The organism is Agrobacterium burrii (assembly GCF_017313405.1).
Classification (GTDB): Bacteria; Pseudomonadota; Alphaproteobacteria; order Rhizobiales; family Rhizobiaceae; genus Agrobacterium; species Agrobacterium burrii.
On record NZ_JAFLNA010000003.1, the window covers coordinates 306090 to 318378 of the forward strand.

9 protein-coding genes are annotated in these 12289 nt (G+C 60.4%); 7 read left to right on the forward strand and 2 right to left on the reverse strand.

Going from position 1 to position 12289, the window contains the following annotated elements; all coding sequences use genetic code 11:
* The first annotated feature begins 196 nt into the window (after nt 1-196).
* The 4 genes from JZX89_RS08210 to JZX89_RS08225 all read left to right on the forward strand — a co-directional run bounded on the left by JZX89_RS08210 (nt 197) and on the right by JZX89_RS08225 (nt 3490).
* Complete coding sequence (locus JZX89_RS08210) at nt 197-1093, forward strand: DMT family transporter (RefSeq protein ID WP_174373337.1); 897 nt, start codon at nt 197-199, stop codon at nt 1091-1093.
* 78 nt (nt 1094-1171) lie between these two features.
* Nucleotides 1172-1789, forward strand: coding sequence for a L,D-transpeptidase (locus tag JZX89_RS08215; RefSeq protein ID WP_153514885.1), 618 nt, complete (start codon nt 1172-1174; stop codon nt 1787-1789).
* 241 nt (nt 1790-2030) lie between these two features.
* Entirely contained in the window at nt 2031-2420 is a 390-nt protein-coding gene (locus JZX89_RS08220; RefSeq protein ID WP_174373338.1) for a DoxX family protein, read from the forward strand.
* Nucleotides 2421-2581: 161 nt separating this feature from the next.
* Nucleotides 2582-3490: a DMT family transporter gene (locus tag JZX89_RS08225; protein ID WP_149899953.1), complete on the forward strand. Its 909-nt coding sequence runs from the start codon at nt 2582-2584 to the stop codon at nt 3488-3490.
* A gap of 229 nt (nt 3491-3719) precedes the next feature.
* Here the strand turns inward: JZX89_RS08225 and JZX89_RS08230 are convergent, their stop codons facing one another.
* Entirely contained in the window at nt 3720-5204 is a 1485-nt protein-coding gene (locus JZX89_RS08230) for a DEAD/DEAH box helicase (RefSeq protein ID WP_149899954.1), read from the reverse strand.
* A gap of 460 nt (nt 5205-5664) precedes the next feature.
* Here JZX89_RS08230 and JZX89_RS08235 point away from each other — a divergent pair, with 460 nt between their 5' ends.
* Nucleotides 5665-9363, forward strand: a complete 3699-nt coding sequence (locus JZX89_RS08235; RefSeq protein WP_207133761.1) for a response regulator — start codon at nt 5665-5667, stop codon at nt 9361-9363.
* Between the two features lie 33 nt (nt 9364-9396).
* Here JZX89_RS08235 and mnmC2 read toward each other — a convergent pair whose 3' ends face one another.
* Nucleotides 9397-10152, reverse strand: a complete 756-nt coding sequence (gene mnmC2, locus JZX89_RS08240) for a tRNA (5-methylaminomethyl-2-thiouridine)(34)-methyltransferase MnmC2 (RefSeq protein WP_207133762.1) — start codon at nt 10150-10152, stop codon at nt 9397-9399.
* Between mnmC2 and JZX89_RS08245 the strand changes: the two genes are divergently transcribed.
* A complete protein-coding gene (locus tag JZX89_RS08245; RefSeq protein WP_207133763.1) occupies nt 10151-11359 on the forward strand; it encodes an NAD(P)/FAD-dependent oxidoreductase in 1209 nt (402 codons plus the stop codon). The two genes, mnmC2 and JZX89_RS08245, sit on opposite strands and share 2 nt — an antisense overlap.
* A gap of 96 nt (nt 11360-11455) precedes the next feature.
* Nucleotides 11456-12163: a DUF1045 domain-containing protein gene (locus JZX89_RS08250; protein WP_153514894.1), complete on the forward strand. Its 708-nt coding sequence runs from the start codon at nt 11456-11458 to the stop codon at nt 12161-12163.
* Nucleotides 12164-12289 lie beyond the last annotated feature (126 nt).

Here is a 12289-nt window from a genome sequence, read left to right on the forward strand (position 1 = left end):
TGATGAAAACGCCTTTGACCTTTGGCGGGGATGACGATACCGCCTTGGGAAACGGCCCGGATGCCGCCGCAGGCCTGTGCCAAGCCGGCCTGCTCTTTCGCCGGTGTGTTTTGGCCGAAATATCAATTCGCTGCATGACCTTGCGCCTCCCGGCAATGTCCGAGAGGCGGGATCATACCGCACAGGGGATGTTCCCATGTCGCTTGACCGTCTGGCTCCGGCCATCTTCGTCTTTCTCTGGTCGACCGGCTGGGTCACGGCCAAATATGCCGTCTATTATACCGGGCCGTTGACCTTCCTCTGTCTGCGTTATCTGCTGGCCGGCCTGATATTATGGGCGATCTGCCGGCTATCCGCCATTTCCTGGCCGAAGCAGCGCGCCGATGTTCTGAGGGCGATCCTCTCCGGCGTGTTCCTGCACGGCATTTATCTCGGCATGATCTGGTGGGCGATCGGTCAGGGTGTGCCGGCGGCGATCGGTGGCATCATTGCCGGTCTGCAGCCGCTGATGACGGCAGTGGCCGCCCGTTTCATGATCGGCGAGAGGATTTCACCTATGCAGCGTGCCGGGTTGCTGCTCGGTTTTGCCGGCATTTCCATCGCCGTGCTACCCAAGGTGATGGCGACCGGCGCGCTTGGCATGTCCGTGCCGCTTTATGCCGTGGCGGTGAATGTGCTGGGCATGGTGTCGGTGACCTATGGCACGCTTTACCAGAAGAAATATGTCCATGGAGGGAACATCATGGCGGTGGCCACGCTGCAATATGTCGGCGCGCTGCTGGTCACCGTTCCCTTTGCGCTTTTGCTGGAAGACGGGCATGTGGACTGGAGCCTCGGGCTTGCGGCCACACTCGCCTGGTCCGTGGGCGCGATCTCCATCGGCGCCGTGGCGCTGCTTCTTTACCTCATCCGGCGCGGGCAGGTGTCGCGTGCGGCCTCGCTGATCTATCTGGTGCCGCCGCTTGCCGCCGTGGAGGCCGCCCTGCTTTTCGGTGAAACGCTGACGCCCGCCATGATTGCCGGCACGGTTCTGGCGGTCACGGGCGTTTATCTCGCCAACCGCAGGCCTGCAGCAGCGGTTGCGGCACGTTAATTACTGCAACCTCATATTAGAGATTTGTTAACCATAAAATTATACCTCTCGTTAATCACATGATTTGGCGGGGGTTACATGTCTATTTCACGTCGTGGTGTTCTGTTCGGATTGCCGCTGTTTCTGGCTGGCTGCGCGAATACCGGCATCGGCCAGCAGAGGCTCAATTACGGGGCGAAGCCGGAGGAGAAATTCCCGCTTCCCGCCATGCATCTCGACAAGGTCAAGCCTGAGCTGCGCCGGCAGGAAGTCACTTATGATACGGCGCATCCGGCCGGAACGGTGGTGGTGGATACGCCGGCACGGCGGCTCTATTACGTGATGGGCGACGGGCGGGCGATGCGTTACGGCGTCGGCGTCGGCCGGCAGGGCCTTGCTCTGAAGGGCGATGCCTATATCGGCCGCAAATCCGAATGGCCTTCCTGGACGCCGACCGCAAACATGATGCGCCGCGATCCGCGCAATCTCAAGTTCGCCGGCGGCATGCCGGGCGGCCCGAACAATCCGCTCGGCGCACGCGCGCTTTATCTCTATCGCGGCGGCGGCGATACCATGTTCCGCCTGCACGGCACCAACCAGCCGCAATCCATCGGCCACGCCATGTCGAGCGGCTGCATCCGCATGCTCAACCACGATATCATCGATCTTTACAGCCGCGTGCCTGTTGGCTCCAAGGTGGTTGTGCTGCAGGCGTGATGGAGAGGCGGATTTTTCCGCCTTTGCCGCGCGAAAAAATGCCTGTACCCTTGAGTTGATTTTTCCAGCAGATGGCCAATTTTATGCTGGAAAATCAACCATGTGTAGAATGCCTCCCTTTTTGTATTTAAGGGAGTTCTGCAATATCGGAAACGTGATTTCCGGTGTTCGAGACGTGTATCCATAAAGGATAAAATGCACTGTATCGAGCGCGGCACCACTTCAACGGGGACACATGAACATGGCAATTTTCGACAATCTTTCTCGCTATCGGCCTTATGCTCTCGCGGCACTGCGCATCATCGCGGCGCTGCTTTTCATCGAACACGGAACGCAGAAGCTGTTCGGCTTTCCGGCATCGCAGATGCAAGGCTCACTGCCGACCCTGATGCTGGTGGCGGCGCTTCTGGAACTCGTCGGCGGCATTCTCGTGCTCATCGGCCTGTTCACGCGACCGGTCGCCTTCATCCTTTCCGGTCAGATGGCCGTCGCCTATTTCATGGCGCATGCGCCAAGCAGCCCTTTCCCGGCCCTGAACGGCGGCGATGCCGCCATCCTGTTCTGCTTCGTCTTCCTCTATCTGGTGTTTGCCGGTCCGGGTGCTTTCTCGGCAGATGAGCGCCGGGCCTGATCAATCCGGTTTCAGGACTATATTTCGTGAAGCCCCGCATGGTTTTGCCCATGCGGGGCTTCGTGTTTTGAAGAGGATGAAACTTCGGCCGTCGCCGAAGCATTGATGCTTGTTTTCGGGGTAAGAACGGTTCATCTTCTACACAGTTGGAAAATCGCTCCGTGACCATTCAAAATCCCATTGCCCGCGAATTGTTGCTGCTCGTCCTGCTGTCCACGCTCTGGGCCGCGTCCTATACATTCATCAAGATCGGGGTGGAGACCATTCCGCCCATCACCTTCATTGCCGCGAGAACCCTGATTGCCGGTCTGCTGCTCTATGCGGTGATCCGGCTGCGTGGATTGCGATTGCCGAAGGATTTTGCGACCTGGCGGTTGTTCTTCATTCAGGCCTGCATCAACAGCGTCCTGCCCTTCACGCTGATCGCCTGGGCGGAGCAAAGCATCGATGCCGGTCTTGCCGTCATTCTCAATGCAACGACGCCGATCTTCACGTTTCTTCTGACCGCGCTGGTTATCCGGCACGAGGCGGTGAGCGGGCGCAAGCTGTTCGGCACCATTGCCGGCATGACGGGCGTATGCCTCATCATCGGCATGGAGGCGCTGGGCGGTGCGGGCGAGGCGATATGGAGCCAGCTTGCCGTGCTGACAGCGGCGTTTTCTTATGCCTGTGCGGCGATATTCGGGAAGAACTTTAGGGGGCTTGATCCGATCATGCCCGCTGCCGGTTCGCTGATCTGCGGTGCGGTCCTGCTATTGCCCGTCAGCCTGATCGTTGACCGGCCGTGGACATTGTCACCTTCATCCGCATCGCTGACGGCGCTCGTGTGCCTCAGCGTCTTCTCAACCGCGCTCGCCTTCATGATCTATTTCCGGCTGATGCAGACGCTCGGCTCGGTCGGCACCACCTCGCAGGCCTATCTGAGGGTCCCGGTCGGTGTCGCCATCGGCATGGCATTTCTGGGGGAGGTGCCGACACCAGCCATGTGGGTGGGTCTCGTCTGTGTGATCGCCGGCGTGCTGGCCATGACCTTGCCGTCCCGGCGTCGGCCGGTTGTGCAGGGCGGGTGACGGCAAAGAAAAACCCCGCAGGCTGGTGGCTTGCGGGGCTTGATTGGCGAGCGGCTTCCGCTTGTTTCTTCTCCCCGAGGGGGAGAAGTCCGCGGCAGCGGGATGAGGGGGCAAGGGTGGTGAGATACGGCAACGTTGCCCCCTCATCCGACCCTTCGGGCCACCTTCTCCCCCTAGGGGAGAAGAAACGCGCGGCAATGCCGAGCGTCCTCTGCTTACGAACTATGCCTTAGCGGCTACGGCCGCGATTGCCGTTGCCATTGCCGGAGGCGCGCTTTTCCTGGCCGTTGCCGCCAGCAGGTGCATGGCGGTTGCTGCCGCTGCCGCCGGGCTTGCGGGCCGGGCGGCGCTGCTTGCGGGGGCCGGACGGACGACCTGCGTCGCCTTCAGCGGTCTTGACGCGCTTGAAGTCGGACGTGTTTTCCAGATCGTTGTCGGCATCGCGCGGAGCGTGGTCGCGGTGACGGGAAGGACGGGGATCGCCATTGTGGCGTCCGCCTTCGCGGGGAGCACGCGGCTGGCCGCCATTATTGTTGCGGCCGCCACGGTTGTTGTTGGGGCGCGTCGGGCTGGCGAGACCGGCCGGACGTTCACCTGATGCGACCGGGATATCGATCTTCATCAGCTTTTCGATGTCGTGCAGCAGGCGGGTTTCGTCTGGTGCGCAGAAAGCGATGGCGATGCCGTCGCGACCGGCGCGGGCGGTACGGCCGATGCGGTGGACATAGGCATCCGGCACTTCCGGCAGGTCGTAATTGAAGACGTGCGTCACGGCCGGGATGTCGATGCCGCGGGCGGCAACGTCGGTTGCGACCAGAACCTTGATCTCGCCGTCCTTGAAGCCCTTCAGTGCCCGCTCGCGCTGGCCCTGGCTCTTGTTGCCGTGAATGGAGGCGACCTTGAAGCCGATATGTTCGAGGTGCTTGTAAAGCTTTTCAGCGCCGTGCTTGGTGCGCAGGAACACGATCGAGCGACCGTCCGGGTTCTCGTTGAGCGACTTCTTCAAGAGGTCGGTCTTGTCGTTCTTGCCGGCGACGAAATGCACATACTGCTCGACCTTGTCGGCAGCCTTGCCCGGAGGCGTGACCTCGACCTTGATCGGGTCGGTCAGGAAGTTGCTGGCAAGTTCGGAAATTGCCTTCGGCATGGTTGCCGAGAAGAGCAGCGTCTGGCGCTTGGGCGGAACCATGCGGGAAATCTTGCGCAGATCGTGGATGAAGCCGAGATCGAGCATCTGGTCGGCCTCGTCCAGCACCAGATAGGTGACTTTCGAGAGCGAGATGGCGTTGCGGGCGATGAGGTCCAGCAGACGGCCGGGGGTGGCGACGAGGATGTCGGTGCCTTTTTCGAGCTGAAGCTGCTGCTTGTTGATCGACGCGCCGCCGACAACCTGGTTGATGCGCAGCGGCGTCTTCTTCACGAAGGAGCGCAGGTTTTCGCCGATCTGGTTCACCAGCTCGCGGGTTGGGGCGAGGATGAGGGTGCGGGTGGTGCGGTTTGCCGGGCGGTCTGCCTGCTTCATCAGCATTTCGATGATCGGCAGGCCGAAGGCTGCGGTCTTGCCGGTGCCGGTCTGTGCGAGGCCGATGAGGTCACGGCCTTCAAGCAGCAGCGGAATGGCTTTTGCCTGAATGGGGGTAGGGGTGGTGTAGCCAAGCTGGGTAACGCTGGCCACAATCTTTTCAGAGAGGCCGAGTTCGCTAAAACTGGTCAATATATTGCCTTTCGGGGCGCCAAAACAAACTCAGCCGGAACAGGGCTGCTGTCCGGTGGTTTCGGCGTCAAGAACCCCGCGTGAATTGGGAACTTGTGGGTTGGAATAACTTTCTGCGCATCAGTGCGGCAAATGCCGTCTTCTGTATTCGTTGCGCTTTTCCTTCATGCGGGCCAGATCGTTCTGGACATACGCTGCAGCTCACGCGGCTGCCGAAGGTGAAAGCTTGACCGGCATGTGGGCGTTTTGCGCGTTAAAGTCAAGCGATAGTTTTGTAACGCCGCTGTCCGGCGACGCATGGCAGCCATGCGCAAGGTCGGCCGGTTATGGTTGGAATGGCGCGTCGGGGCGAACAATTATGGTTAAAAAAGGGTAGCGGTGCCGCTCGGTACATAGCAAACGGCGATTTTATCACATAACGTTTTTACGACGATATCCGGAAATATTTGATTCGACAGAAATGGAACTGCACGGTGTGGAGTATCGATTGACCGAAGGCAGCGGGTTGCTGGAAAAAGCTTACAGGGCCGTCACCGCCCTGGACCTGCCCGCGTGCATCAAGGACAGCGAGCTGCGCTATCTCATGGTCAATGCCGCCTATGGCCGGGTCATGGGGCGCCCGCCTGAAGCTTTCGTGGGACACACCAGCCTTTCCCTGTCCGCAGATGTTCGTGATGCCGAGCGCGAAGACAGGGAACGTCGCTCGCTGGTTTTCGCCACGGATGAGGTACTCGCCTGCCATGGTGCAGCTTCTTCCGGGCCATATACGCTTCGCTGCGAACGCTTCACCGGCGATGACGGCAATCTGTTCCTGTTCGAAGTGTTTGAGGATATGCCACCGGTTGCGGTGGAGAATTTCGTGGGCGGCGACAGCGCCTCCAACCTCCTTTTCGGCAGCGGCGTGATCGATCTCATCGATGCCGGCATCGTGATTTATGACCGTGAAAACCGGCTGATCTATTGTAATAACCGCTTCGTGGACTTTTACAGCGCCTTTGGTGTGGAGCTGAAACCGGGTGTGCGGCTCGAGACGCTGATGGAGGCGGTGTATTTTTCGAGTGGTTACAGCGACGCAAAACCAGGCGATCCGGCTTTCGACACGTGGATGCAGGAGCAATTGCGGGATTTTTCCCTGCCCTATCTGGAAAGGGTATCGCAGTTTGCCGATGGCCGCTGGGTGCGCATGGTCAACAAGCGGCTGGAGAACGGCATGCTGGTCGGTCTGCGCATCGACGTGACGGAGTTCAAGGCGCATGAGACCCTGCTCAGCACACAGATCCGCGAGACCTGGCTGCTGCGTGCCGCGTTGGAGCAATTGCCGGTGGCGGTGTTTCTGCGGGATCATGACAGGCGGCTGACCTTTGCCAATGCGGCCTATGAAAAATTTGTCGGAGGCGATCTCGCCCATTTTATCGGCAAGACCGAAAACGAGATGTTTCCGGCGACCGGCGAGCAGTCCCGGCTTGAAAACGAGCGGCTGCTTGAAACGGGCGAAGCAATCGAGAAGGCGGAAACCCTGCCGCTGCCGGATGGCAGCTCCGTTCCCGTCATCACCCGCCTCGGCCGGGTGGCGACGCCTGACGACGAATATTATCTGGTTGGCTCGGTCACCGATGTCAGCCTGCTGCAGGACCGTGAAAATGCGGTGATCGCGGCACAGGCCCGGGCAGAGGCGCTGCACCGCCAGCTGGAGAAGATTCTTCATGCCCTGCCGGTTGGCGTGCTGCTCATCAACGCCGATCTCGTCATCGAATATGTCAATCCGTTCTTTTACGAGGTCTGGGGCGAAATCGGCGGCGAGAAATCGCTGGTCGGCAAAAGCTATCGCGAATTCATGGAGCTGAATTTCGAAAGCGGCCTTTACGACTATGGCGACATGTCGTTCGACGATCTCTATAACCAGCGAACGGAGCGGCTTCTCAGCAAGGAAGCCTCTGCCGCCCGCGAAGTGCGCAGCAAAAGCGGCAAGGTCACCGTCATCTCGAAAACCCGCCTCGATGGCGGGAAAATCCTCAGCACCTATGCCGACGTGACCGATGTGCGCATGCGCGACGCCGAGATCATGAAGGCCAAGGCCGAGCTGGAGCGCGTCGGCGAATATATGCAGGGCGCCACGCGCGCCATGGCGCAGGGGCTGGTGCTGGTCGAGCAGGGCACCATCATCATGTCCAACGAAGCGATGGCGCGGATGTTCGACGTGCCGCCGCATCTGCTGGAAAAAGGCCACAACTGGTCGGGCTTCTTTGCCCATTGCGCCAAGCGCGGAGATTTCGGCACGGCAGAGGAGGCGGCGGCAACGCTTGCCGCCTGGAAGGACAATATCGCCGCCAACCAGCCGTTTTCCTGGCTCATCCATGTGGCCGGCAAAACCTGGCTCAATCTGGAAGCCACCAACAGTTCCGGCAATTACTGGCTCGTCATCGTCACCGATGTGACCGAGATGAAGCTGCGTGAAGAGGAGTTGCAGCGGCTGCTTTCGCGGGCGGAAGCGGCGGATCGCGCCAAATCGGAATTCCTGGCCAATATGAGCCATGAAATCCGCACGCCGATGAACGGTGTGCTCGGCATGGCGGAGCTTCTGGCCAAGTCCAATCTGGACACGCGCCAGAAGACTTTTACCGATATCATCGTCAAGTCAGGCAATGCGCTCCTGACGATCATCAACGACATTCTCGATTTTTCCAAAATCGAGGCCGGGCAGATGAAGCTGCGCAGCGTGCCTTTCGATCCGGCCGAAGCGGTGGAGGATGTGGTTTCGCTTCTGTCCTCGGCGGCGCTGGAAAAGGACATCGAACTGGTCATCCGGATCGATCCGTCGGTTTTCGGCAAGGTCATGGGTGATGCCGGGCGGTTCCGCCAGATCGTCACCAACCTCGTCGGCAACGCCGTGAAGTTCACCGAAACGGGGCATGTGCTGATCGAGCTTGCCGCGCAATCGGCTGAGGCGTCCGAAACCATGCTCTCGCTGCGCGTTGAAGACAGCGGCATCGGCATTCCGCCTGACAAGCTGGAGACCATCTTCGACAAGTTCAGCCAGGTGGACGGTTCGGCGACGCGCCGGCACGAGGGAACAGGGCTTGGACTGGCGATCACGGTCGGCCTTGTCGGTCTCTTCGATGGTTCGATCAATGTCGTCAGCGAAGTCGGCAAGGGTTCGACCTTCGAGGTCAATATTCCATTTCAGGTCACCGAAAAACGGCGCGACGTTCCGCTTTCCGCCATGGCGATCGACGATATCCGGGTGCTCGTCATCGACGACAACGATGTCAATCGCCGCATATTGACGGAGCAACTGCGGACATGGGGCATCGACGGGCATGCGGTGGAGGACGGTCCGTCCGGCATCGCCGTACTGCAGGAGGCCGTGTCGCTTGGCTTTGCCATCGATGCCATCATCCTCGATTATCATATGCCTTTCATGAACGGGCTGGATGTGGTCGAGCGTATTCGTGCGGACCGACGTTTCGATGAGATTGCCATCGTGTTTCTGACCTCCATGGATGTGGTGGGCGACGAGACGCTGTTTACCGATCTCAACGTGCAGGCGCATCTGATGAAACCGGCGCGGGCGAGGCTTTTGCGCTCCACCCTGTTCGATGTGGTGCGGGATGTGCGGCTGAAGCGCGCTAGGTCGCAGCCGCTGGCGCTGGAGGTAGACGGCGGAACCGTACGCCCGGAAAGGCGTCTGGCTGAAAAGAAACCGCGCATTCTGCCAGCGGTACCGGCTGTTTCCGAACGTCGCCGGCCGAGCCTGATCGACGTGCTGGTGGCCGAGGACAATGACGTCAACCAGATCGTCTTCACTCAGATTTTGCAGCAGGCGGGTTTGCGGTTCGTGATCGTCGGCAACGGCAAGAAGGCGGTTCAGGCGTGGGAGGAGAACAATCCCGCCATCATCCTTATGGATGTTTCGATGCCTGTCATGAACGGCCATCAGGCCACGCTCGCCATCCGCGCCGCCGAACAGGTCGCCGCCGACGGCCGGCATGTGCCGATCATCGGTGTTACCGCCCATACCCAGGACGCTGACCGGGAACTTTGCCTGCAGGCAGGCATGGATGATTATCTGTCGAAGCCGATCAGTCCTGAAATCCTCGAAGACAAGATCGCGCAATGGCTGGGGGATGCCATGCCCCGCCGTGACGCGCCGGGCGTCTGATCATCCGGCGCGGCGAGGGTTTTCGGAATTGCCTCAGGCGGGACGTTTGGTGCCGCAGAGCATTTCCCGCTTTCCGGCAAAGCCCTTGCGCCGCTCCAGGTCAAAACCGGCGGCGATAAGGTTGCGGCGAACGAAACCGGCGGCGGCATATGTGGCGAATGTGCCCTCCGACGCCGTTTTGGCAAAGAGCGCCTGCATGATTTCCAGCGACCACATGTCCGGATTACGCGCCGGCGCGAAGCCATCCAGAAACCACGCGTCGAAACTCTCATTGCTGCTGGAGATTCCGGCAAAGGCCTCGCCGCAGACCACCGTCAGACGCGTCTCGTCATCCAGTGCGATGTCGACCCTGCCTTGCGGCTCTTCCGGCCAGAGGGCGACAAGCGCCTTGCGCTCAGTATCTATCTCCGGCCAGCGGGAAAGCGCCCGGTCGATCTCGCCCGCCTTCATCGGGTAAAGCTCGAAGGAGATGAAATGCAGCCTGGAGCGGCCGTTGCGGGCTTCTTTCCATTGGCGCCATGTCTCGCAGAGATTAAGGCCGGTGCCGAAGCCCAGCTCACCGATGCGGAATACGCCCTCCCGTTCAAGCCAACGCTCTGGCAGGCCGTTTCCGGACAGGAAGACATGGCCGCATTCCAGCCTGCCATCCGTCTGGCAATAAAAATGATCGTCAAAGGCCAGCGAATAGGGCATATCCCCGTCACGCCAGTCGAGTGCGGTATGGGTTTCTCCGGTTGCGGAACCGGTCTCCGTGCCAGCCTCTGGGATAAAGTCGTTGGAATTTTTCATGACTAATGCCGATAGTCCTGCTTTCGAACAGGGTCAATCTCCAAGATTGCCGGGCTCCGTGCCGCTCCTCATCGTTGGTGGCGGCATTATGGGGCTATGGGCCGCCGTCAAGGCGGAACGGCTCGGAATAGACACCCTGCTGGTGGAGGCGGAGCAGCTTGGCAGTGGGGCGAGCGGCGGGCTGCTTGGTGCCTTGATGCCGCATATGCCGGACCGCTGGTCGGACAAGAAGCAGTTCCAGTTCGATGCCCTTGTGGCGCTGGAAACTGAGATCGCCGGGCTGGAGGCCGAAACCGGGCTTTCCGCCGGTTATCGCCGTTGCGGCCGGATCATTCCTCTGCCCAAGCCGCATCTGCGCGGCATCGCGGAGCGGCACGAACGGGATGCCGGGGAAAACTGGGTGTCGGGTGAGCGCCAATTCCATTGGCATGTCGGCGACAGCCCTTCTGTCCTGGAATGGGTGGATGATGCGGCAGGGCAGGCGGGCTTTGTGCTGGATACGCTGGCGGCGAAGGTCTCGCCGCGCGCGATGATCGCCCTGCTGTCGGCTTTTCTCCGCACGGCCCGGCATGTGCGGGCGGTTGAACGGTGCTCCGTGGTTTCGCTCGACCCGCAGGCCGGGCGGGCAATGCTGTCTTCGGGGGAGGAGATTGTCTTCGGCCATGCCATTGTCGCCAATGGGCACGGTTCCTTCCCCTTGATCCGCGATGCACTCGGTCTTGCGGCGGGCGTCTCGCTCGGGCAGGCGGTGAAAGGGCAGGCAGCGCTTCTTGATGCGGCGGCCGACCCGTCCATGCCGGTCGTCTTCCTCAATGGCCTTTACATCGTGCCGCATGAGGATGGCACTGTCGCCATCGGCAGTACCAGCGAAGATTGTTTTTCTGAGCCGTTCAGCACTGACGAAAAGCTAGAAAAGCTGCTCGCCGAGGCGTGCTCGGTGGTACCATCGCTTGCCCACGCACCGGTTCTGGAACGGTGGGCCGGCCTGCGGCCAAAGGCGGTCGGGAGAGACCCGATGGTGGGGTCGGTTGCCGGCTATCCGAAGCTTGTCGCGCTTTCGGGTGGCTTCAAGGTCAGCTTCGGTCTTGCCCATTTTCTTGCCGATGCGGCGTTGCAAACCGTGTGCGGGGAGACACCTGACGTACCCGTCGGGTTTCGCCTTCAACAACACGTGAATATTGCCGTCACGGACTTTAGAAAGTGCTGATCAGGCCGTCCACGTCGTTAATCTGTCACGCAAATCACCTATTTGCTGGCCTGCAACGAGGCCGGTTTGGCCGCTTTTGCGGCGAGGTGACAGCGCATGCGATACGCCATTCATTTCACGCCTACCCCCAATGACCCCCTGACGCAGGCAGCCGCCGCGTGGTTGGGGCGCGATGCCTATTCCGGTCAGGCGGTGGAGCCGCCGGGCATGATCGATCTCGGCATGCAGGAGATTTCGTACCACACGGCGCTGCCGCGCCGTTACGGTTTCCATGGCACGATCAAGGCGCCTTTCCGGCTTGCTGAGGGCCACTCCGAGGCCGCGCTGTTGCGCGACCTGATGTATTTTTCCGGCAAGCAGGACCCTTTCACGCTTCCGCAACTTGTGATAGCAAGGCATGGGAATGTCTTCAGCCTCGTTCCAGAGCGTCCCTGCGAAGTGCTGCATTTTTTTGCCGCCCGCGTGGTGCAGGAATTTGACCGATATCGCGCGCCGCTTTCCGAGGCGGAGATTGAGCGTGCCGATCCGGACCGGCTTTCGGCCTCGCAGCTCACCAACCTGCATCGCTGGGGCAGCCCGCATGTGATGGATGAGTTCCGGTTCCAGATGTCGCTGACTGGTGGTGTTGAGCCTGCCAGCAGCCAGAGAGTTGAGCGCGCTGTGCGCAAGGTTTTCGAGCCGCTGCTGACCCGGGAGCTACAATTTTCCAGTCTTGCTCTCTTCATCGAGGACGAGCCGGGTGCGCCTTTCCGGGTGCACTCTCTGCATCCCATGGGCCGCGTTTCCGCGCGCAAGATTGCCTGAGAAACAGCCGCCCATAATCGTATACAAAAAAGCATCGGAATGTCGGCAAAATTGATCTCGACATTCCGGATGCGGATGATACCGTTCGGCATCGCATATCCAAAGTTTGCGCCGTTTCCCATTCCG